This is a genomic window from Tritonibacter scottomollicae (genome assembly GCF_032924845.1).
Taxonomy (GTDB): domain Bacteria; phylum Pseudomonadota; class Alphaproteobacteria; order Rhodobacterales; family Rhodobacteraceae; genus Epibacterium; species Epibacterium scottomollicae.
This window is the reverse complement of sequence record NZ_CP136704.1, coordinates 3,007,094-3,028,330: the sequence shown is the minus strand read 5'-3', so window position 1 is coordinate 3,028,330 and position 21,237 is coordinate 3,007,094. Positions and strand designations below refer to the sequence as shown.

General features: G+C 63.1%; 19 protein-coding genes. 11 read left to right on the top strand and 8 right to left on the bottom strand.

Annotated elements, in window-relative coordinates:
- Positions 1-2: 2 nt before the first annotated feature.
- Entirely contained in the window at positions 3-1,019 is a 1,017-nt protein-coding gene (gene deoC / locus R1T40_RS15090) for a deoxyribose-phosphate aldolase (RefSeq protein WP_317384703.1), read from the bottom strand.
- Positions 1,020-1,228: 209 nt separating this feature from the next.
- Between deoC and R1T40_RS15085 the strand changes: the two genes are divergently transcribed.
- The 8 genes from R1T40_RS15085 to R1T40_RS15050 all read left to right on the top strand — a co-directional run bounded on the left by R1T40_RS15085 (position 1,229) and on the right by R1T40_RS15050 (position 10,171).
- Positions 1,229-2,194, top strand: a complete 966-nt coding sequence (locus R1T40_RS15085; protein ID WP_317384702.1) for a metal ABC transporter solute-binding protein, Zn/Mn family — start codon at positions 1,229-1,231, stop codon at positions 2,192-2,194.
- Positions 2,195-2,196: 2 nt separating this feature from the next.
- Positions 2,197-3,000, top strand: coding sequence for a metal ABC transporter ATP-binding protein (locus tag R1T40_RS15080; RefSeq protein ID WP_317384701.1), 804 nt, complete (start codon positions 2,197-2,199; stop codon positions 2,998-3,000).
- Between the two features lie 48 nt (positions 3,001-3,048).
- On the top strand, positions 3,049-4,251 hold the full coding sequence (locus R1T40_RS15075; protein WP_106162675.1) for a metal ABC transporter permease: 1,203 nt from the start codon (positions 3,049-3,051) through the stop codon (positions 4,249-4,251).
- Positions 4,251-5,177, top strand: a complete 927-nt coding sequence (locus R1T40_RS15070; RefSeq protein ID WP_317384700.1) for a metal ABC transporter permease — start codon at positions 4,251-4,253, stop codon at positions 5,175-5,177. Before R1T40_RS15075 ends, R1T40_RS15070 begins: the two co-directional genes overlap by 1 nt.
- Before the next feature lie 90 nt (positions 5,178-5,267).
- Positions 5,268-7,205 carry a DNA mismatch repair endonuclease MutL gene (mutL, locus tag R1T40_RS15065; RefSeq protein WP_317384699.1) on the top strand — a complete coding sequence of 646 codons (1,938 nt, stop codon included), beginning with the start codon at positions 5,268-5,270 and terminating at the stop codon, positions 7,203-7,205.
- 11 nt (positions 7,206-7,216) lie between these two features.
- Complete coding sequence (locus R1T40_RS15060) at positions 7,217-8,452, top strand: DNA recombination protein RmuC (RefSeq protein ID WP_317384698.1); 1,236 nt, start codon at positions 7,217-7,219, stop codon at positions 8,450-8,452.
- Positions 8,453-8,457: 5 nt separating this feature from the next.
- The gene (locus R1T40_RS15055; RefSeq protein ID WP_394804995.1) at positions 8,458-9,768 is read left to right on the top strand and encodes an adenylate/guanylate cyclase domain-containing protein; all 1,311 of its coding nucleotides are present in this window, start codon (positions 8,458-8,460) and stop codon (positions 9,766-9,768) included.
- Between the two features lie 79 nt (positions 9,769-9,847).
- Entirely contained in the window at positions 9,848-10,171 is a 324-nt protein-coding gene (locus tag R1T40_RS15050; RefSeq protein WP_317384696.1) for a DUF3775 domain-containing protein, read from the top strand.
- Between the two features lie 111 nt (positions 10,172-10,282).
- Here R1T40_RS15050 and R1T40_RS15045 read toward each other — a convergent pair whose 3' ends face one another.
- From R1T40_RS15045 to R1T40_RS15015, 7 genes are all read right to left on the bottom strand, one after another.
- The gene (locus tag R1T40_RS15045) at positions 10,283-11,425 is read right to left on the bottom strand and encodes a saccharopine dehydrogenase family protein (RefSeq protein ID WP_317384695.1); all 1,143 of its coding nucleotides are present in this window, start codon (positions 11,423-11,425) and stop codon (positions 10,283-10,285) included.
- A gap of 29 nt (positions 11,426-11,454) precedes the next feature.
- Complete coding sequence (locus tag R1T40_RS15040; protein ID WP_317384694.1) at positions 11,455-12,507, bottom strand: saccharopine dehydrogenase; 1,053 nt, start codon at positions 12,505-12,507, stop codon at positions 11,455-11,457.
- 11 nt (positions 12,508-12,518) lie between these two features.
- On the bottom strand, positions 12,519-13,133 hold the full coding sequence (locus R1T40_RS15035) for a glutathione S-transferase family protein (RefSeq protein WP_317384693.1): 615 nt from the start codon (positions 13,131-13,133) through the stop codon (positions 12,519-12,521).
- Positions 13,134-13,156: 23 nt separating this feature from the next.
- On the bottom strand, positions 13,157-13,813 hold the full coding sequence (locus tag R1T40_RS15030) for a histidine phosphatase family protein (RefSeq protein WP_106162683.1): 657 nt from the start codon (positions 13,811-13,813) through the stop codon (positions 13,157-13,159).
- A 119-nt stretch (positions 13,814-13,932) separates the two neighbouring features.
- Positions 13,933-14,160 carry a WGR domain-containing protein gene (locus R1T40_RS15025; RefSeq protein ID WP_106162684.1) on the bottom strand — a complete coding sequence of 76 codons (228 nt, stop codon included), beginning with the start codon at positions 14,158-14,160 and terminating at the stop codon, positions 13,933-13,935.
- 245 nt (positions 14,161-14,405) lie between these two features.
- Positions 14,406-15,125, bottom strand: a complete 720-nt coding sequence (locus R1T40_RS15020) for a response regulator transcription factor (protein ID WP_317384692.1) — start codon at positions 15,123-15,125, stop codon at positions 14,406-14,408.
- Entirely contained in the window at positions 15,118-17,022 is a 1,905-nt protein-coding gene (locus tag R1T40_RS15015) for a PAS-domain containing protein (protein WP_317384691.1), read from the bottom strand. Before R1T40_RS15015 ends, R1T40_RS15020 begins: the two co-directional genes overlap by 8 nt.
- A gap of 270 nt (positions 17,023-17,292) precedes the next feature.
- Between R1T40_RS15015 and R1T40_RS15010 the strand changes: the two genes are divergently transcribed.
- The 3 genes from R1T40_RS15010 to R1T40_RS15000 all read left to right on the top strand — a co-directional run bounded on the left by R1T40_RS15010 (position 17,293) and on the right by R1T40_RS15000 (position 21,218).
- Positions 17,293-19,278 (top strand): AMP-binding protein, encoded by a 1,986-nt coding sequence (locus R1T40_RS15010; protein WP_317384690.1) that lies wholly within the window; start codon positions 17,293-17,295, stop codon positions 19,276-19,278.
- Between the two features lie 96 nt (positions 19,279-19,374).
- Positions 19,375-20,193 (top strand): ABC transporter ATP-binding protein, encoded by an 819-nt coding sequence (locus R1T40_RS15005; RefSeq protein ID WP_106162688.1) that lies wholly within the window; start codon positions 19,375-19,377, stop codon positions 20,191-20,193.
- A 38-nt stretch (positions 20,194-20,231) separates the two neighbouring features.
- Entirely contained in the window at positions 20,232-21,218 is a 987-nt protein-coding gene (locus R1T40_RS15000) for a branched-chain amino acid ABC transporter permease (protein ID WP_317384689.1), read from the top strand.
- Positions 21,219-21,237: the final 19 nt, after the last annotated feature.

The window sequence follows — 21,237 nt, the reverse complement described above, 5'->3', positions numbered from 1 at the left end:
CCTCACGCCATCGGGTGGCGGTAGCCGGCGGAATAGGCGCCGGTCACGTGGTGTTCGAGCTGGCGTTCGATATCGCCCAGCAGGCTGGACGCGCCAAAGCGGAACAGGTCGGGCTGGACCCAGCGGTTGCCCAGTTCCTCTTTCATCAGGGAGAGGTAGACCAGCGCGTCCTTGGCCTTGGAGATGCCGCCTGCGGGTTTGTAGCCGACGTGAAAGCCGGTGCGTGCGTAGTAGTCGCGGATGGCGCGGATCATCACCAGCGAGACCGGCAGGGTGGCGTTCACCCCTTCCTTGCCGGTGGAGGTCTTGATGAAATCGGCGCCCGCCATCATGCAGATCATCGAGGCACGGGCGACGTTGCGCAGGGTGCCCAGCTCGCCGGTCGCCAGGATCGCCTTCACATGCGCCTCGCCGCAGGCCTCGCGGAAGGCCTTCATCTCGTCATAGAGCGCCTGCCAGTTGCCCGAGAGCACATGGCGGCGGGAGATCACGATGTCGATCTCGCGGGCCCCGGCGCGCACGCTTTCGCGGATCTCTTCGACCCGCAGGTGAAAGGGCGACAGGCCTGCAGGAAAGCCGGTGGAGACGGCGGCGACCGGGATCTGGGTGCCGTGCAACGCCCGCGCAGCGGCCGGGATCATGTCGTGATAGACACAGACCGCGCCGGTTGTGATGCCCTCCATACCGAGTTGCGACAGAATTTCTGCGCGCACCGGCTGACGTGCCTTGGCGCAGAGCCGCCGCACGCGGGCCTCGGTGTCGTCGCCTGCAAGCGTCGTGAGGTCGATGCAGGTGATCGCCTTCAAAAGCCATGCGGCCTGATGGTCTTTTTTGACCGACCGGCGCCCGGGAAGGCTGGCGCAGCGGCGTTCGATGGCGGAGGTGTTGGCCTCCATCCCGAGTGCCCAATCCAGGTCCAGCTCCATGCCGGGGTTGCGGGGCAGATGTACGCCGGCACCGTCCCCTGAGGGCGATGCAGCGGCGGCTTTGGCAGGGGCGTCTGCGGTTTGGCTGTCCATGTGCGGGAGTCCTCGAAAGATTTGCCCCAAAATCGCACGCCAAACCGCGTTGATGCAAGGTTTCCCATGGGTTTTCCGCATTCTGTTTTGACCAAAAGGACAAAAAATTGACCTTTCTTGAGAATAATTCGCATTTTCATTGACGAAGTTGAGAATCGTTCTCATATTGCTGGAAAGAGAAACGAGATTTTGCGAGCAGGGAGCACGTTATGCTGAGCCGACGTCATACTCTTCTGGGGCTGGGTGCTGTGGCCGCACTGGCCAGTGCGACTCCGGGGCTGGCGGCCGAGGGAAAGCTTACCGTTGTGGCCACCACCGGCATGATCGCAGATGCGGCGCGCCAGATCGGCGGCGCCGAGGTCGCGGTGACCGCATTGATGGGCGCGGGCGTGGATCCGCATGCCTATCGCCAGACCCGCACCGATATCGCCGCCATGACCCGCGCCGATCTGGTGCTGTGGCACGGGCTCTACCTTGAGGCGCAGATGGAAGACTTCTTCCATTCGCTGGCGCGCAAGCGTGTGGTGGTGCCGGTGGCCGAGGCGATGCCCAAGGACCTGCTGCGCGGCCATGATGACTACGCTGACAAATTCGACCCCCACGTCTGGATGAGTCCGGAGATGTGGAAACATGTGGTGCGCGAAGTGGCGCGGGCGCTCACCGAGGCCCGCCCGGCGGCGACAGACCTCTTTGCCGCCAATCTGGAGCGTCATTTGGGCGAGCTGGACCGCCTGTCGGACTACGGCCGCAGGGTTGTCGCCGGCGTGCCGGATGACAACCGGGTGCTGGTCACCGCGCATGACGCCTTTGGCTATTTCGGGCGCGACTACGGGTTTGACGTGCTGGGCATTCAGGGCATTTCCACACAGTCCGAGGCCGGTCTGAACCGTATCGGCGAATTGGTCGACGTGCTGGTGGATCGCCAGGTCAAGGCGGTGTTTGTCGAAACCTCGGTGGCGGATCGCTCCATGCGTGCCTTGATCGAGGGCGCGGCGGCCAAGGATCATGAGGTGGTCATCGGCGGCGAGCTGTTTTCCGACGCCATGGGCGCGGAGGGCACCTATGAGGCAACCTATCTTGGTATGTTGGACCACAACTTTACCACCATCGCCGGCGCGTTGGGCGCGGATGTTCCCACAGGCGGCATGGATGGCAAACTCGGGGCGGGACACTGAATATGCAACTTTCACTGGCCAGCCAGAACGGACAGGCTGCGCGCGAGCCGGGGCTGGAGACCAGTCCGCTCGCCATCCGTGGCCTCACCGTCAGCTATGGCGAGAAACCGGCGGTGTTCTCCGTCGACATGACTGTGGTTTCGGGGCAGATGACCGCAATTATCGGTCCCAACGGCGCCGGCAAATCCACCCTGTTGAAGGCCGCCCTGGGCATCGTGCCGCCGGTCTCGGGCCGGGTGCAGGTCTTTGGCCGCCCGCTGGACCATCAGCGCGGGCGCATTGCCTATGTGCCGCAGCGCGCCTCGGTGGATTGGGATTTCCCGACCCGGGTGATCGACGTGGTGATGATGGGGCTTTATCGCGAGCTGGGACTGCTGGGTCGTATCCGCGGCACCCATCGCCAAATCGCATCGGATTGTCTGGATCGCGTCGGCATGAGCGAGTTTGCCGACCGGCAGATCGGTCAGCTCTCCGGAGGGCAGCAGCAACGGGTATTTCTGGCGCGCGCGCTGGCACAGGGGGCGGATCTCTACCTGCTGGACGAGCCCTTTGCCGGGGTGGATGCGGCGACGGAGAAGGCGATCATCGGCGTGCTGAAGGCGCTCCGGGCCGAGGGCAAGACCGTGGTCGTGGTGCATCATGACCTTGCGACGGTGCGGGACTACTTCGACAATGTGTTCCTGATCAACACCCGCAAGGTCGCCGAAGGCTCGGTGACTGAGGCCTTTACTCCGGACACGTTGCAGTCGGCCTATGGCGGACGTCTGGCCACTGCACAGATCGACCAGATCGCGCGGCCGGCGTGACTGCCACTGCGACCTGACATATCTAATTGATACAGAGAGAGGCGGAGCATGCTGATTGACGCGCTGTTCCTGCAAATGGGCTATAACGCCACTTTGGTGGCGATCGGGGCGGCGCTGCTGGGCGCGGCCTCGGGGATCACGGGGACCTTCCTGTTCCTGCGCAAGCGGGCGCTGGTGTCCGATGCCGTGAGCCATGCCACCCTGCCCGGCGTCTGCGTTGCGTTCCTGGTCCTCGTGGCGCTGGGTGGGGATGGCCGCAATCTTGCGGCTCTGCTGACCGGCTCTGCCGTATCAGCTGGCCTCGGTCTGCTGTGCATGAATTGGCTGACCCGCAACACGCGCCTGGCCGAAGATGCGGCGATCGGTGCGGTGCTATCGGTGTTCTTCGGCTTTGGCGTGGTGCTGCTGACTGTGATCCAGACGCTGGGTGTCGGACGGCAGGCGGGGCTTGAGGGGTTCCTGTTGGGCTCCACCGCAGGCATGCTCTACACCGATGCGCTGGTGATCGCAGGGGGCGGTGCGGCGGTGCTGTTCCTCGTCCTGTTGACGCGACGCCCCATGACCATGGTGGCTTTTGATCCCGAATATGCCGCCGCGCGTGGCCTGCCGGTCAGCAAGATCGACATGCTGATGATGGGGCTGGTGATGGCGGTCACCGTGGTGGGCCTCAAGGTGGTGGGGCTGATCCTGATCGTGGCGCTGCTGATCATTCCGCCTGTTGCTGCGCGATTCTGGACCGAACGCGCCGACCAGGTGGTGATCCTTGCAGGCGTTCTGGGTGCTTTGGCGGCCTATCTCGGCGCGGCCATCTCAGCCTCTGCGCCGAACCTGCCCACCGGGCCGATCATCGTTCTGATGAGCTTTGCGCTCTTTGCCCTGTCGCTGCTGGTGGCGCCCAACAGAGGTGTGCTCGCCGCCGTGCTGCGACATCAAAGGTTCCAGCGCCGCTTGCATATGCGACAGGGTCTGCTGGCGCTGGCGCAGGACCAGACCATCTATGAACCGCTCACCCTGCGTCTGCTGTCCCGAGCTGGGTTGGTGCGCGCCGATGGTGTTGCGACACGGTCCGGCCAAGCCCGCGCCGCCAAGGCGCTGCGCGACGAACGCCGCTGGGACATCCTGCGCCGCGATCAAGCACAGGAGGCAGCGGCAGCGCTTTATGATGGGCTGCGCGAGATTGAAACCGTGCTGACCCCGGACCAGATCGCCGCGATTGATCGCGAGATCGGCACCCCCAAGGAGGCCTTCTGATGGGCAGCGAATTCGTCACCCTCTCTCTCACGCCGCTGCTGATCGGAATTTTTGCGGCGGTGGCCTGCGCGCTGCCGGGGAATTTTCTGCTGCTGCGCAAGCAGGCGCTGATCGGCGATGCGATCAGCCATGTGGCGCTGCCGGGCATTGTCGTGGCCTTCCTGCTGACCGGCGCAATCTCCACCTGGCCGATGATGCTGGGTGCGGCGGGCGCGGCGGTGGTCGCGGTGGTGATGATCGAGGCGATCCGTCGTCTTGGCCGCATCGAACCCGGTGCGGCCATGGGCGTTGTCTTCACCACTCTGTTCGCCGCCGGGGTGCTGCTGCTGGAGCAGAGCGATACGTCCTCCGTTCATCTGGACGTGGAACATGCGCTCTATGGCAACTTGGAGAGCCTGATTTGGCTGGATGGCACCGGCTGGGGATCGCTGCTGGATCCGCAGGCGCTTGCCTATCTGCCAGTCGAACTGCCGCGCATGGCAGCGACGCTGGTGGTGGTGGCGGGCTTCATCGCGCTGTTCTGGCGTCCGCTGAAGATTGCGACATTCGACGAAAGCTTCGCCCGTACCATCGGGATGCGGACTGATCTGCTGGGGTTGGCGCTGGTGATCACGGCGGCGATCGCGGCCGTGGCGGCCTTTGATGCGGTTGGGTCGATCATCGTGATCGCCATGTTCATCTGCCCGCCGGCCGCGGCGCGGATGATGACCAACCGGCTCGAACTTCAGATCGCCTGGAGCGTCGCTTTCGCCACCCTATCGGCCATCATTGGCTATGTTCTGGCGGGTTACGGTCCGCTCTGGATTGGCATGGGGGATGCGGTCAGCGCGGCGGGCATGATCGCCACCATCTCCGGCGTGATCCTGGCGATTGCCGCGTTGTTCGGCCCCTGCCGCGGGCGTGCGGGGGCGCCGTCGGGCGTGTAACCGCCGAGGGCTGCGCGCTCGCTGCACGGGCCACCCGGCGTGTGTATTCCGGGTGGCAGAATCGTGCTCGCGCATGCTAAATCTTGGGCTATGTCTACGATCGACCCCCAAATCAGCGAAAATCCCGTGACTCAGGCTGCGTCTGCCCCTCTTCCCGTCATTCGCCAGCTGGACGACAGCGCCATCAACCGCATTGCCGCGGGGGAGGTGGTCGAACGTCCGGCCTCGGCGGTGAAGGAGCTGGTGGAGAACGCCATCGACGCCGGGGCGACCCGCATCACGGTCGAAATCGCCGATGGCGGCAAGACGCTGATCCGGGTGACCGACAATGGCTGTGGCATGACCCCTCAGGATCTGCCGCTGGCTCTGTCGCGCCATGCGACCTCCAAGATCGACGGCTCGGATCTGCTGAACATCCACACCTTCGGCTTTCGCGGCGAGGCGCTGCCCAGCCTTGGCGCGGTTGGGCGGCTGACCATTACAAGTCGTGCCGAGGGGCATGACGCGGCGCAGATCCGTGTGGCGGGCGGGCAGATGGAGGCGGTGAAACCCGCTGCCCTGCGTCAGGGTACCATCGTGGAGCTGCGCGATCTGTTCTTTGCCACGCCGGCACGGCTGAAATTCATGCGCACCGACCGCGCCGAAAGCCAGGCGATCTCCGACACCGTGAAGCGGCTGGCGATGGCGGAGCCTGCGGTAGGGTTTACCCTGCGCGATGTGTCCGGCGGTGGCGAGGGACGCGTGACCTTCCGGGCCGACCCCATGAGTGGCGATCTGTTTGACGCGCTGCATGGGCGCCTGGCGCATGTCATTGGCCGAGAATTTGCCGAAAACGCACTGAAGATCGACGCCACACGTGAGGGCATTCGCCTCTACGGCTATGCGGCGCTGCCGACCTATTCGCGCGGTGCGGCGGTGACGCAGTTCCTGTTCGTGAACACGCGGCCGGTGAAGGACAAGATGCTCACGGGGGCGCTGCGGGCCGCCTATATGGATTTCCTCAGCCGCGACCGGCACCCGGCGGCGGCGCTGTTCATCGATTGTGAGCCGACGCTGGTCGACGTGAACGTACATCCGGCAAAATCAGAGGTGCGTTTTCGCGATCCGGGTCTGGCGCGCGGGCTGATCGTCTCCTCCTTGCGCCATGCGCTGGCGGAGGCCGGTCATCGTGCTTCCAGCACCGTGGCGGGGGCCACTTTGGGGGCGATGCGACCCGAACAGCCCACCGCGAGTGGGGCGCCACGGGTCTACCAGATGGACCGGCCCTCTCTCGGCGCGCGCAACAGCGCTTATGCGGCGCAATCCCCCGGCCTGCCACCCGCACCGCCCTATCCTGCGCCGCCACCGGCAGAGGAAAATGCGGGCTTTGCAGAATTTTCTGCCGCCTATAGTGGTCGCCTGGTCGAAGAGCCTGTCAGCGCCGAGCCGGAGACGCAGCCCGTCGAGGATCTGCCGCTGGGGGCTGCGCGGGGTCAGGTGCATGAGAATTACATTATCGCCCAGACCCGCGACGGCATGGTGATCGTCGACCAGCACGCCGCGCACGAACGATTGGTCTATGAAAAGCTGAAACACCAGATGGCGGACACCGGCGTCGCCGCGCAGGCTCTCCTGATCCCGGAGATCATCGAGCTGTCGGAGGGGGACTGTGCCCGGCTGCTGGAGGTGGCGGAGGAACTGGCGAAATTCGGCCTCGGCATCGAGGCCTTTGGTGGCAACGCCGTGGCGGTGCGGGAGACCCCTGCGATCCTTGGCGAGGTCAATGCAGAGGCGATGATCCGCGACATCCTCGACGAGCTGGCAGATCAAGGCGAAAGCCAGCTGGTGCAGGCGCGTCTGGAAGCGATCCTGAGCCGGGTGGCCTGTCATGGCTCCATCCGCTCGGGCCGGCGCATGCGCGGCGAGGAAATGAACGCGTTGTTGCGCGAGATGGAAGAGACTCCCCATTCCGGCCAGTGCAACCATGGCCGCCCGACCTATGTGGAACTCAAACTCGCTGATATCGAACGCCTGTTTGGTCGCAGCTGAAGGAACATCTGATGGAAGGCATGGATGATGCCGTGGCCAATATGGATACGCTAGGTCTGATCCTGCTGGGCGCAGGGGCCGGGCTGCTGCTGTTGGTGGTGTTCCTTGTGCAGTCGATGCGCAGCGCCGCGCGCACCGCTCGCGCGATTGAGCCGCTGGGTCAGCAGATGAGTACCCTCAGCCAGGTGGCGCAGCAGCTCTCTTCGGGACAGGAGGCGCTGCGCGGCAATCTGCAGACCGTGTCGGACACCCAGGCCAATGCGCAGCTGCAGATTTTGCAAACGATGGAATCCCGCCTGGGCGATGTGCAGCAGCGCATGAATGATCGGCTGGCGGACAATGCGATGAAACAGGCCCGCGCGATCTCCGACATGCAGGAACGCATGAGCGAGAGCCTGCATGGCAATGCCAAACGCACCGCCACCTCACTGACGCAGCTGCAGGAGCGGCTGGCGGTGATCGACAAGGCACAGGACAATATCACCAAGCTGTCGGGCGATGTGCTGTCGCTGCAGGATATCCTGTCCAACAAGCAGACGCGCGGGGCGTTCGGGGAAATCCAGCTCAACGATATCGTGTCCAAGGCGCTGCCGACGGATGCCTATGCATTTCAATACACGCTGTCGAACGGCAAGCGCGCGGACTGCCTGATCCATCTGCCCAACCCGCCGGGGCCGATCGTGATCGACAGTAAGTTCCCGTTGGAGCCCTATGAGGCGTTGCGCAATGCCGAGACGCAGGACGCGCGTGCGCAGGCGGCGCGGCTGCTCAAAGGCGCGCTCCGAAAACACATCCGGGACATCTCGGAAAAATACATCCTGGATGGCGAGACCGCCGATGGCGCGCTGTTGTTCCTGCCCTCGGAGGCAGTCTATGCCGAATTGCATGCCAATTTCTCTGATGTGGTGCGCGAAGGGTTTGCGCTCAAGGTCTGGATCGTCTCGCCCACCACCTGCATGGCGACGCTGAACACCATGCGCGCCATCCTCAAGGACGCGCGCATGCGCGAGCAGGCTGGCGCCATCCGCAAGGAATTGGGCCTGCTGCACAAGGATGTGGAGCGGCTAGGGGATCGGGTCGGCAATCTTGATCGCCACTTCAGCCAGGCGCAAAAGGACATCTCTGACATCAAGATCAGCGCCGACAAGGCCGGGCGCCGGGCGCAGCGGCTGGATAATTTCGACTTCGAGGAGCTGAGCCAGGACAGCGTCAGCCAGGTGGTCGCACTGGAAACTCCAGGCGAATGAGGGTCTTGCCGAAACGGCGGCGGATTGCACCTGATGCGGCCCTGTTGCGCGAGGCAGAGCTGAGAGCCGAAAAAGTTGTCTCGATCCTTCGAATGTTCGTGGCACTGGGGCTGATGGTTGTCTTCTTCCTCGCGGTCGGCGAACCGCCGGAGGAGATCGCGGACTTTCTGCGCAAACAGTGGATCTTTGCGGTCCTGTCGATGTTCTCGTATCTGTTGCTGGGCGCGCTGACGCTCTGGCTGGCGCGCAGTGGCCGCTTCCGGCGCTGGATGGTCTGGCCCGTCGTGACGCTGGATTGCCTGTTCATGTTGGTGAACGCCTGGGTTGGTCTGGAGAACGTGTCGATGCCCGGTGCCTTGACCTTCCTGCTGCCTCCGACCTGGCTGGTGCCGCTTGTGCTGGCCTTTGCGGTGTTGCGGTTCAACCCTTATTTGCAGGCCTATTGCGTGGCGCTGATCGTCGGTGGCCTCGGGTATCTCAGCTTTGTCACGGAGGTTACCATCACACCTGACATCGCCAGCCGTGTGCAGCATCTGGTGGCGGTGCCGCCCAATATCGTACGACTGGCGATGATCCTGCTCGCGGGGGTGGTGCTGGTGGTGGCGGCCGCAGCGCTGCGGGGCCTGTTGCATCGCGCCCTGATCGAGACAGAAAAACGCCTGTTGCTGACCCGGTACCTGCCTGCGCGGTTGGCCGAGCGGATGCAGACAGAGGATCTGGATGATCTGCGTCAGGGAAAGCGGCAGGACATGGCGGTGATGTTCATCGACATTCGTGGTTTCACCTCCTGGGCAGAGGGACGTGACCCGGCGGAAGTCGGCGCCTTTGTCACCGAATATCGCATCCGCGTTCAACGCGCAGCCCGCCAGACACATGGTATGGTCGACAAGTTCATTGGCGACGGTGCCATGCTGTTGTTTGATGGCGCAGAGGCGCCGAAACGGGCGCTGCGATGTGCCATGCAATTGTCGGCAGAGATGCAGGAGTGGTCCATGCTGCGGCATGCTGAGGGGCGTCCGGATGTGCATGTCGGCATTGGGCTGCACTGGGGCGAGGTGTTCTCCGGCGTGGTCGGAGACGAAGACCGGCTTGAGTACACTGCCCTTGGAGACACGGTGAATACTGCGTCGCGGCTGGAGCAGATGACCAAGACCAATGACATGGAAATCATCGTGTCTGCAGCCGTTCTGGAGGCCACCAATCTGCCCATGTCCGAGCGCGAGGAATGGGTGACGCTGGATCCGGAGCCGCTGCGCGGGCGCAGTCAGCCGCTCGCGCTTTTTGGGCGACCACGGGGCGCGTCGGCTCAGGTCTGACTTGTCGCAGATCAAGGACACAAGTCGAACATTGCGCGACCATCTGACCTCAGCAGCGAGACAGCAGGAGGCAAACACGATGGTTGGTATTGCAACAAACAAAGCGGAGCAGGTGGCGCTGATGGCGCGCGAGATCAGCCGTGCAGAGCCGGAGCTGCGCGCCTTCATTGCCGATATGAATGAGGATGAGCAGGCCGATCTGGTGGCGATCCTCTGGGTCGGGCGCGGGGTTTTCGAGGCGGAGGAATTCACTCAGGCTGTGGACACGGCGCGCCAGGAGAAGACCACGCCAACCGAGGATTACCTGATGGCAACGCCGAACCTGGCCTATGACATCGAGGCGGGGCTGGAGGCCTTGGGCGTGGATGTTTCGGCAGTTGCCGAGGATGTCATGGGGCGCTGAGCGGCCTTGGGGCGCGACGTTGCACAGGGTCGGGCCGCCAGACTGTGAACAGGAAAAAAAGCCCCACCAAATTGGCGGGGCTTCTTAGTGTCAAATCGTGGATGGTGCGCCTCAGGAACGGTGTGACACCACCTGAAGGTGCTGCGCGAGCGCGCCGATACGGCCCATCCAGCTGTCGACCAGCGCGGCATCGCTGGGCGCGGCGCTGACGCCCGGGGCGATCTTGCCGTTCATTGCCGCCTCGATGGCGAAGGAAACCGGGTAGGACACCAGACGCGCCATGGCGCTGCCGCGATCATCGCCCCAGGCATCCATCACATAGGTCTTGTGCCACTTGGTCTCGCCGTTTTTTTCTGCCTTGAGATCCACGCAGAGGACCACGCGGTCAGGCTCGCCCTCGTCATAGGCGTTGTCCTGCCAGAACTGGTCGGACATCTCCTTGAGACGGGCGTCGCCTGCCTCACCTTCGAGGGTTTCGACCTCCTTGAAGACATCGGCCCAGGCCTCGGACCAGCCGTCCAGGCGCAGGGTGCCGCGCACGAAAGTCTTCACCTTCCAGTCGGCGCCGAAATGATACTGCTCCATGAAGGGCAGCGAGTCGCGGTTGGGATAGACTTGGAAGGTTTCCGGCGTGGCCAGCGGCGCGTCGTAGGTGGAGAGCGCGTCCCAGGGGCGGGCGACATCGTAGGTTTCGAAGTTGCGGATCGAGCGGGACGGTGAGCGCAGTGCTTTCAGCACGCCAAGGGGCGACCAGCTGAACTTGTAGCGGAACGGGTTTGGGGTCTTGGGAATGCCACCGCAATAGGACAGGAAACTGATCTCGTTGTCCGCGTCGAAGGACGGAGATTCGGCATATTCCGCCACCAGCGCATGAGCCATCAGGTGGTCGATGCCCGGATCAAGACCAACCTCGTTCACCAGCGCGACACCGGCATCCTTGGCCTTTTGATCCAGCGCCCGCATCTCTGGCGAGATATAGGAGGAGGACACAAAATGCGCGCCGTTGTTGATCGCCAGTTCCGCAAGCTCCACATGCCAGTCACCGGGCAGCATGGAGACCACGATGTCGGCGGGGCTCAGCAGCTCGGACAGGCGCGCGATGGAGAATTTGTGGATATTGGTGGTCAGATCGCCGATCGCCTCGGCGGCCTTTTCGGGCGTGCGGTTCCAGACGGCGACGTCGTGACCCGCTTCGAGCAGGCGACGCAGGCCGGGAATGGCGGAGAGGCCGGTGCCGCACCAGTGAATAGTCATGTCAGTTCTCCTTGGTCGGGGCAGGCCGCTTAGCCTGCCACATGTTCGTCAAAGACCGCCTTGGCCCGGCCCCAGACGCCCGCATCTAGGTCGGGCAGGGTAAGGAGGCTGGCCAGAAGCTGGTCCGCATAGTCCTCGGAGCTTTCCGCGGGCAGCATCGAGGGCAGATTGTCGATCGCCATCACGTCGAGCACGGGCGCCTCTGCAACCCTCAGGGCGGGTGCGTCCCACTTGGTGGCATGGTCATAGACAGGAACCGGATTGTAGTCGCTATCCGGGTCGCAGGCCACATCACCAATTGCGGTGAGTTTACGGACCGCGCCAAGCGCCTCCTGCGGCACGAACACCGGTGTGCCGGGGCGGGCAAAGATGCAGTTCAGGAACAGGTCATGGTCAAGGATTTGTGGGAAAGGGCCGCCGCTTGCGGTCTCGGCCATGTCCCATTTGGTGACACTGATCCCCATCGCTTCGCACAGGTCGGCAGCGCCGGTGCCGACACGGCCAAGCGCGCCGATGACGATGGCAGTGGGGCGGTCCGTGCTGATCGCGTCCAACTCGCCACCCAGATCGGCCAGCAGGGCATGTTTGTCTTTGTAGACACCTACTGGGCCACAGATCTCGTCGCGTTGCTGCGCGGCCCAGGCCTTGAGCGTGACGGCAGCGCCAGCATAGCCCGCCCAATATCCAAAGGCGGCAACCCGGCGGCCGGTCTCGTCCACCAGATACTCCAGATCATAGAGCGTGCCACCGCCTTCGCGGAACCGGCGCAGCAGTTCCTTGCCGGAGTGCTGGCCCTTGAAGGCATGGCCGAACATGATGTGGCGATGGGGCAGGGGCGTGCCGTCGTCAGGCAGCTCCTTGAGGCCAAAGATGATCGCGTCCGGCGGGGCGTCGGGCCAGGAATTCTCTGCCGCGATCTCGCAGCCTGCGTCGATGTAGCCCTGCAGCGGAATGGCGCGACTGGCGCTTTCTTCAACGGTGACGCGGAGGCCGGCCTCCAGAAGCGCGGCTGCGCCGGCCGGGGTCAGCCCGACGCGATCCTCGTTCTGACGCTGTTCGGCGCGGACCCAGAGATGTGTCATAGTCTTGTCCTTCAAAGCATATCCTTGGCGCGCACGGCTTTGACGCTGTCGCGTGCCTCCATCGCCGCCATGAAGGCGGTGAGTTTCGGAAAACGTGCAATCTTGACCCCGTCGCCTTCGAGCCAGGTGCAGACCACATAGAGGTAGCAGTCGGCGAGGCTGGGGCTGTCGCCCAGAACGAAAGGACCGCGCAGGCCGTGGTTGCACATGTAGTCGCAGGAGGCGGCCATGGTCTCGGGTACCTTGCGGGCCATGTCCTTGAACGAGGCCGAATTGGAGGCCCAGCGGGCGCCGCGCAGCTTGTGGGCGTGGTTCACATGCATGGTAGAGGCGAGATAGAACATCACCTCACGCATGCGGGCGGCCAGCACCGGATCATTGGGGCGCAGACCCGCCTCGGGGGCCATGTCCGCAATCAATTCCAGCAGCGCGCCGGTTTCGGTCAGGATACCGCCCTCGACCACCAGTGCGGGCACCCGGCCCTTGGGGTTGATCTGGTGATAGGCTCTGGTGGTTTGCTGACGTTCGGCAAAATCGATCCTGATCGCCTCATACTCCAGACCGGCTTCCTCAAGCGCGATGGCTACGGCGATAGAGATGGTATTGGGCGCGTAGTAGAGTTGCATAGCGGTCTCCTGTGCGGGGCGATCTAGAGGTGAGTGCGCGCGTATTGCCGGTCGGGCTCTTCCAGATGCGGAACCGCGTTGAAGAGGACCGGCGCATAGTGCCCGCCGATATTGTGCAGGCGGTGCAGCGAGGTGTTCATTATGGCAAGGGCGATGCGGGCGGTGGCGGCAGTATCCAGCCCGAGGCAGTGGCGCATCACCATGGAGATCAAGCCACCTGAGGTCACGACCAGCGCCGGGCCGTCGCCTTTGGCGATTTCCGACAGGGCGGCCTTGGTGCGGCTCTCAAAGTCGCGCCAGCTTTCATAGGGGGCGGCAATGCGATCCGCTTCCCAGGCGGCGAAGACCTGCGGCAAATGGGCGACAAAACCTTCGCGCTCCTGCGGGATCGCCAGACCGTGCTGGGCCTCCATCGCCTGGGCGAGGGTGAAATATTCCATCTCGTTGAGGCGTGGATCCCGGATCAACTGTCCGGCGTCAAAGCCCATGGCGCGGGCGGTTTCCTCGTGCCGGGTGAGGGTGCCGCAGTAGATGCGGGCATAGTGATCCTTGCAGCTGCGCAGGTGATCGCCGAGCCATTGGGCCTGCTGGTGGCCAAGCGGACTCAGCTTGTCGTAGCTGATTTCGTCCCGTGCCCCGGTATTGGCCTGGCCGTGGCGGACCAGCGTGATCTCTGACATGCGCGCCTCTTTGATCCTGTCGCAGAATTACTAGGGGAGGGGCGCCCGGGTTGAAAGGGGCAAACTGCAAGCGATGCAGAGGGGCGGGATGCGGCGCCGTCCGGAGCGGCCCGCGGCCATCAGGCGCGGTTGTAGCCGCGTTTCAACATCCGGTGGCGATGACGGTCTGCTGCCACCGAGGCTTCGCGCAGGTTTCCGAAGATATTGATGGTCGTTCGCCCCTTGCCACCCTTCACACCCCATTCGCGCAGGAGGGAGACCTCGTCGAAGAGGTTCATCGCGAGCTCGATCCGGTAGAACCGAGGAGGGCGGGTTTCAGCGCGATTATAGAGCAGACAGGTGGCCATATTGTCTTTTTACGCGAGCCGAATCATCGCCGCAAGAGGTCGGGTGTACTCCCGCCCGTCGCCGGAGGAGAAAATCCTCCGCTCCCGTTGGGCGTGGCGCCGCGCCTGTGGCGCGGCGCTGCCGCTTGCCCCGAAGAGGGGCGAGCGGCCCGGCCCAACTCCGCCAAGAGGATTTGCCGCAGGCAAGGCCTCTGTGGCGGCGGGAGCGCCCCTCCTCCCTCACACCGGATTTGTGGCAGGCCGGGTCAACTCCAGCTGACATCTCCGAGGAAAATATACCCGGCGCCATAAATCGTCTTGATCAGGCGCGGGTTCTTGGGATCCTCGCGCAGTTTGGTGCGCAGGCGGGAAATGCGCACATCCATGGCCCGGTCAAAACTGTCCCCGGCCCCGCCGCCTAGTCGTTCCATCATCTGTGCGCGGGAGATCAGCCGCTTTGGGCTTTCCAGAAACAGGCGCAGCACTTCGCCTTCGGCGTGGGAAAAGGCGGTTTCCTCCCCGGCCTCGTCTTCCAGCGCGTAGCGGTCGAAATGCGCGGTCCAGCCTGAAAACTGTGCCCGATCTCCAGACGGCGCCTGTCCGCCCCGGGGGGCATCGCGCAGGCGTACGCGGATACGGGCGACAACCTCCGCCGGATCAAAGGGTTTGGTGATGTAGTCATCGGCGCCGAGCTCCAACCCGGTGACCCGATCCTGCACCTGCGCCCGACCCGAAATGATAATGACACTGGCCCCCTGTTCCAGCGCCAGCCGGTGCACCAGCGCCAGCCCGTCGGTATCCGGCAGCGACAGATCCACCAGGCAGACGTCCGGCGTCACCCGTTTCAAGGCAGCCTCGAAATCCCGCGCGCGGGAAAAGCTCTGGGTGCGATAGCCGGCGTCCTCCAGCGTTTCGGTCAGCAGCTGACGGATTTCCGGTTCGTCATCGAGGATCGTCACCAGGGGGGATTGGTTGGCATCACGCATGGTCGGCCTTCTGTTGCAGGAGCGCCATCAGATGGGAGCTTTCAAAGGGTTTCGGCAAGAGCGGCGCTGCGGCCAATGCGGCGCGGTAGAGCGGGTCAGTGTGCGGCAGCGAGGTCATCAAAACCACAGGCGGAGCATTTGACCCGAGGCGCGTGCAGAAATCGACACCGGTGGCCTCGCCCTCCAGCTTGATGTCGGACAGGATCAGGGCGATGCCCTCGACATCGGCGACCAGCGCCACCGCCTCGTCGACGCTGGTGGCTTCCAGCACAGAATAGCCGAGGTCCATCAACAGCTGGCGATAGGTGGCCCTCAACCCGTCACTGTCCTCGACCAGCAGCGCGATGCCACCGGTGGCCAAGGGCGCGTCGCGATAGGGCAGTCGCAGGGTGACCATGGCGCCGGAGACCGTATTGCCGATGCGGATATCGCCGCCGGCGGATTTGACCATGTCATAGACCATCGACAGACCCAGCCCGGATCCCTCCTGCCCCTTGGTGGTGAAAAACGGGTTGAGCGCATTGTCGAGCGCGTCGCGCGAAAAACCGGACCCGGTGTCGCCGACGGAGAATTCGATCCAGGTCTGCCCCACCAGATGCGCGGCCACGGTGATCTGGCCGCTGGTGCCACAGGCGTCGCGGGCATTCAGGATCAGGTTCAACAGCGCGTCCTGCAATCGTCCAGGGTCGAGCAGAAAACGCCCGTCGCCCGTGTTGTCGAGCACGCTGAGGCCGATGCCCTGCGGCAAGGAGGGCGTGGCGAGGATCTTCATCTCGTCCAGCAGCGCATGCAGGTCGGTGGCCTGCGGGCGCAAGCCCCGGTGGCTTGTCATCTCCGCCATCCGGTCCAGCAGACGCCCGCCCCGGCGGGCCGCCGACAGCGTTGCTTCCACAAGCTCCCCGGCGCCCTCCGGCAGGGCGCTGCGAGAGAGCTTTGTCTGCATGCCGAGGATGATGGTCAGGAGGTTCGAGAAATCATGCGCTAGCCCGCTGGTCATCTGCGCCGCGATCTCGCGTTTGCGGGATTGTTGCAGGGCAACGCGGGCCTGGGTCTCCTCGGTCACATCCATCGACAGGATGAACACACCGCCCTCATGGTCAGGGGTGAAGGCCACGCGCAGGCGGCGGCTGTCGTGATCTTCGGTGAATTCGAACACCGGGTTCTCACCCTGATAGGCGGCCTCGAGATGTGGCGCGATGCGCGCATAGGCCGCCGGCCCCAGCGCGTCCGAGATATGCTGGCCCAAGATATCGGAGGGACGACCGGGAAACACCCGGCTGAGCCGCCCGTTGGTGAAGGTATAATGCCCTTCACTGTCCACATGGGCGATATGGGCGGGCATCATCTCGGTGGTCAGGCGGGTTCGGGCCTCGGTCTGTTTCAGTTGGCGCTGGGTTTCCTCCAGCGTCTTGATGGTTGCGGCCAGCTTGCGGTTGGTGGCGGAGAGTTCTTCGGTATAGCCGGTCACCTGATCCGACAGTTCCTCAGAGCGGGCGCGCAGCAGCGCCTCCACCCGCTTGGTGCGGGTGATGTCGGTGTAGACGGTGACCCAGCCCCCCTGGGGCAGGGGCGCCCCCTCGATGGAAATCACCTGCCCATTGGCCCGTTGGCGTTCGACATAATGCGGAACGAAAGCGCGGGCCTGATCGACCCGCTGCTGCACAAACTGGTCGATGTCGTCGATCAGCCCATAGTCGCCCTGTTCGGCGATAAAGCGGATGGTGGCGGCAAAGCTTGCGCCCTCCTCGACCAGTTCGGGCGGCAGGTTGAACATTTCACGAAACCTGTTGTTACAGGCCGACAGACGCAGGTCGCTGTCATAGATCGACAGGGCCTGTGCGATCAGGTTGAGGCCTGCGTCCACCATTGTCGTGCGCTGTGCGTGTGTTTGTCTCATACGTGCTCCCCGCGTCTTGGCTAGCAGTTTGACCGAGACAGGCAAAGCGGCTTGTGACCTTTGTGCGCTTGGAGGCCATATCGTCCTGTGGCCGTTCGCCCCTGTCGTCCGCGGTGCTTGTTACAATTTGATAGATTTCAGAAATCTTCGCGAAAAACTTGCTTTGTTACAAAGGTGCTGTCCTACTGAGGACATAAGGGTTGCGCCCCACAGATGTGGGAGATGCGATCAATCCGGTCGGGGAGGACCGGATATGGGAGGAGTAAATACGTGTCTCAGACCGCTGCGCAGACATCGTCTGGCGCCGGGCAGCTTCTGTCTGTTCCGGCCCTGCTGGAGAAGAACGCAACTGTCCATGCCAACCGCCCGGCCTACCGGGAAAAGGAATTTGGCATCTGGCAAAGCTGGACCTGGAAGGAAACCGCCGAGGAGATCGATGCGCTTGCGCTGGGTCTGTTGAACCTCGGTGTCTCTGAAGGGGATTTTATCGCCGTCATCGGTCGCAACCGGCCCTCGCTCTACTGGTCGATGGTGGCCGCGCAGAGCGTCGGTGCGGTGCCGGTGCCGATCTATCAGGATTCCGGCGCCGAGGAGATGGCCTATGTGCTGGATCACTGCGGCGCGGCCTATGTGATCGCCGGGGATCAGGAGCAGGTCGACAAGGTGGTCGAGATCAAGGACCAGCTGACCAACCTGAAACACATGATCTATATCGACCCACGCGGGTTGCGCAAATATGATCACAGCCATCTGCATCAGTATAGCCATGTGCAGGAGCAGGGGCGCGCCGCGCGCGATGAGCTGAGCGCCGAGCTGGCGGCCCGTCGCGGCAAGCTCGACTACGAGTCGACCTGCGTGATGCTCTACACTTCGGGGACCACCGGACGGCCCAAGGGCGTGGTATTGTCGAACCGCAACGTGATCGAGAGCGCCAAGAACGCAAGCGAGTTCGATCATCTGACGGCGCAAGAGGACATTCTCTCTTATCTGCCGATGGCCTGGGTGGGGGATTTCATCTTCTCGCTGGGGCAGGCGTTCTGGTGCGGGTTCTGCGTGAACTGCCCAGAGAGCGAAGACACCATGATGACGGATCTGCGCGAGATCGGTCCGACTTATTTCTTTGCCCCGCCGCGGGTGTTCGAGGGCCAGCTGACCAATGTGATGATCCGCATGGAAGACGCCGGAAAGCTGAAGCGGCGCATGTTCCATCACTTCCTGGCGCATGCAAAGAAGGTCGGCGGGTTGATCCTGGATGGCAAGACCGTCAGCACGATGGACCGGCTGAAATATGCGCTGGGCAATATCCTGGTTTATGGACCGCTGAAGGACACGCTGGGCTATGGCCGCATTCGTGTCGGCTATACTGCAGGCGAGGCGATCGGGCCGGAGATCTTTGATTTCTATCGCTCTCTCGGCATCAACCTGAAGCAGCTTTATGGCCAGACCGAGGCGACGGTGTTCATCACCGTGCAGCCCGACGGACAGGTTCGTGCGGACACTGTAGGGGTGCCCGCGCCGGATGTGGAACTCCGCATCGCCGACAATGGCGAGATCTTCTATCGCTCGCCCGGCACCTTTGTCGAATATTACAAGAACGCGGAATCTACCGCGTCGACCAAGGATGCCGAGGGCTGGGTCGCCACCGGGGACGCGGGCTTCATTGAAGAAAGTTCCGGCCACCTGCGGATCATCGACCGGGCTAAGGACGTGGGCAAGATGGCCAATGGCGCGTTGTTTGCCCCCAAATATGTCGAGAACAAGCTGAAGTTTTACCCAGATATCTTGGAGGCGGTGGTGTTCGGCAATGAGCGGGATCGCTGCGTGGCTTTCATCAACATCGACCTGACGGCGGTGGGCAACTGGGCTGAGCGCAACAATATCGCCTATGCCTCCTATCAGGAGCTGGCCGGGCACCCGCGGGTGCTGGAGACAATCCGCAACCATGTGGAGGCGGTCAATGTCTCGGTGGCGCAGGACGAGATGCTGTCTGGCTGTCAGATCCACCGGTTTGTGATCCTGCACAAGGAACTGGACGCCGATGACGGCGAGATGACACGGACCCGCAAGGTGCGCCGTCGCATCGTCGAGGAAAAATTCGCTGATATCATTGCCGCGCTCTACGACGGCTCCGATCAGGTTTCGACCCGCACAGAGGTCACCTATGAGGATGGGCGCAAGGGGGCGATCAGCGCGACGCTGACTTGCGTCGACGCCAAGGTGCAATCGGCGATCACCCGGGCGGTGGCCGCAGAATGACGGTTGAGACGACGCTCGTGCAGGCGAGCTGCACATCGCCCCGCCCACCGTCCCTTGCCACCCTTTCGTGTGGCGCGAATTCCCAAGGAGTGACCCATGCTTGATGCCTCCGACAGCTTTGTGACCGAGGATGGCCGCACCATCGGTGGCGTGGTCATGGAAATGAAGAATATCACCCTGCGCTTTGGCGGTGTGGTGGCGATCAAGGATATCTCCTTCGACATTCGCGAAGGAGAGATCCGCGCCATCATCGGTCCCAATGGGGCTGGCAAATCTTCGATGCTGAACGTGATTTCCGGCTTCTATGTGCCGCAGGAGGGCGAGGTGCTGTTCCACGGCAAGCAGCGCCCGCCGATGCGCCCTTATGAGGTGGCACGTCAGGGTATTGCCCGCACGTTCCAGAATATCGCCCTTTTCGAGGGCATGAGCGTTCTGGACAACGTTATGACCGGGCGCCTGAACAATATGAAAGCAGGCCTGTTCCAGCAGGCCTTCTGGAAGGGCCGCGCGGAAAAGGAAGAGGTCGCGAACCGCGAAGTCGTGGAAAAGATCATCGACTTCCTGGAGATCCAGGCGATCCGCAAGACGCCGGTGTCACGCCTGCCCTACGGGCTGAAGAAACGCGTCGAACTGGCCCGGGCGTTGGCCGCCGAGCCGAAGCTGTTGCTGCTGGACGAGCCGATGGCCGGCATGAATGTCGAGGAGAAGGAGGACATGTCCCGCTTCATCCTCGATGTGAACGACGAATTCGGCACCACCATCGCGCTGATCGAACACGACATGGGCGTGGTTATGGACCTGTCGGATCGTGTCGTGGTGATGGATTACGGCAAGAAGATCGGCGACGGCACACCGGATGAGGTGCGCAACAATCAGAACGTCATCGACGCCTATCTGGGGGTGTCTCATGACTGATCTTGGCCGCAAGCAAGCAATGAACAAGGAGGCGCACCATGCCTGATCAACTGATCTTTGCCATGGAGGTGACGCTGAACGGGCTGATGGCCGGGGTGCTTTATGCGCTGGTCGCGCTGGGCTTCGTGCTGATCTACAAGGCGTCGGGAATTTTCAACTATGCGCAAGGGGTTATGGCGCTGTTCGCGGCTATGACCCTGGTCGGTATCATGGAAGGGCAGGTGCCGTTCTCGCATCTGATTAATGCCCTGTTCGGGGGGCATATCACCCATTTCGGCTGGACGGTTCCGTCCTTAGTGGCGATCCTGATGACGGTGGCCGTGATGGTACTGCTGGCCTGGCTGGTGCAGGTGTTGGTGATGAAGCATCTGGTCGGGCAGGAACCGATCATCCTATTCATGGCGACCATCGGTCTGGCCTATTTCCTCGAAGGGGTGGCGGACCTGATGTGGGGCTCCGAGATCAAGACGCTGGACGTCGGCCTGCCGCAGGGCATCAACCTGTGGATCGACGAAACGACCTTCGGGATCTTCGGGTACGGCTTCTTTATCGACAATCTTGATATCGTGGCGACGGTGATCGCGGCGCTGCTGGTGACCGGCCTTGTGCTGTTCAGCCAGTATACCAAACAAGGGCGTGCGATGCGGGCGGTGGCGGATGACCACCAGGCGGCGCTGTCGGTGGGGATCTCGCTGAACTTCATCTGGGTGCTGGTCTGGTCGGTTGCGGGCTTTGTCGCGCTGGTGGCCGGCATCATGTGGGGCACAAAGTCTGGCGTGCAGTTCTCGCTGTCACTGATCGCGCTGAAGGCACTGCCGGTGCTGATGCTCGGGGGCTTCACCTCGATCCCCGGAGCCATCGTCGGCGGTCTGATCATCGGCGTGGGCGAGAAACTGTTCGAGTTCCTCATCGGCCCGATGGTCGGTGGTGCAACCGAGAATTGGTTCGCCTATGTGCTGGCGCTGATCTTCCTGGTGTTCCGCCCGCAGGGCCTGTTTGGCGAGAAGATCATTGAACGCGTTTGACCCGCATATCCGCCCCGCT

Bases quoted from the DNA above. Each gene is read 5' to 3' on its own strand.
- R1T40_RS15070 (WP_317384700.1), top strand. From the start codon at position 4,251: ATGGGCAGCGAATTCGTCACCCTCTCTCTCACGCCGCTGCTGATCGGA.
- R1T40_RS15005 (WP_106162688.1), top strand. From the start codon at position 19,375: ATGCTTGATGCCTCCGACAGCTTTGTGACCGAGGATGGCCGCACCATC.
- R1T40_RS15060 (WP_317384698.1), top strand. From the start codon at position 7,217: ATGGAAGGCATGGATGATGCCGTGGCCAATATGGATACGCTAGGTCTG.
- deoC (WP_317384703.1), bottom strand. From the start codon at position 1,019: ATGGACAGCCAAACCGCAGACGCCCCTGCCAAAGCCGCCGCTGCATCG.
- R1T40_RS15030 (WP_106162683.1), bottom strand. From the start codon at position 13,813: ATGTCAGAGATCACGCTGGTCCGCCACGGCCAGGCCAATACCGGGGCA.
- R1T40_RS15025 (WP_106162684.1), bottom strand. From the start codon at position 14,160: ATGGCCACCTGTCTGCTCTATAATCGCGCTGAAACCCGCCCTCCTCGG.
- R1T40_RS15050 (WP_317384696.1), top strand. From the start codon at position 9,848: ATGGTTGGTATTGCAACAAACAAAGCGGAGCAGGTGGCGCTGATGGCG.
- R1T40_RS15040 (WP_317384694.1), bottom strand. From the start codon at position 12,507: ATGACACATCTCTGGGTCCGCGCCGAACAGCGTCAGAACGAGGATCGC.
- R1T40_RS15080 (WP_317384701.1), top strand. From the start codon at position 2,197: ATGCAACTTTCACTGGCCAGCCAGAACGGACAGGCTGCGCGCGAGCCG.
- R1T40_RS15000 (WP_317384689.1), top strand. From the start codon at position 20,232: ATGCCTGATCAACTGATCTTTGCCATGGAGGTGACGCTGAACGGGCTG.
- R1T40_RS15085 (WP_317384702.1), top strand. From the start codon at position 1,229: ATGCTGAGCCGACGTCATACTCTTCTGGGGCTGGGTGCTGTGGCCGCA.
- R1T40_RS15045 (WP_317384695.1), bottom strand. From the start codon at position 11,425: ATGACTATTCACTGGTGCGGCACCGGCCTCTCCGCCATTCCCGGCCTG.
- R1T40_RS15035 (WP_317384693.1), bottom strand. From the start codon at position 13,133: ATGCAACTCTACTACGCGCCCAATACCATCTCTATCGCCGTAGCCATC.
- R1T40_RS15020 (WP_317384692.1), bottom strand. From the start codon at position 15,125: ATGCGTGATGCCAACCAATCCCCCCTGGTGACGATCCTCGATGACGAA.
- R1T40_RS15075 (WP_106162675.1), top strand. From the start codon at position 3,049: ATGCTGATTGACGCGCTGTTCCTGCAAATGGGCTATAACGCCACTTTG.
- R1T40_RS15015 (WP_317384691.1), bottom strand. From the start codon at position 17,022: ATGAGACAAACACACGCACAGCGCACGACAATGGTGGACGCAGGCCTC.
- mutL (WP_317384699.1), top strand. From the start codon at position 5,268: ATGTCTACGATCGACCCCCAAATCAGCGAAAATCCCGTGACTCAGGCT.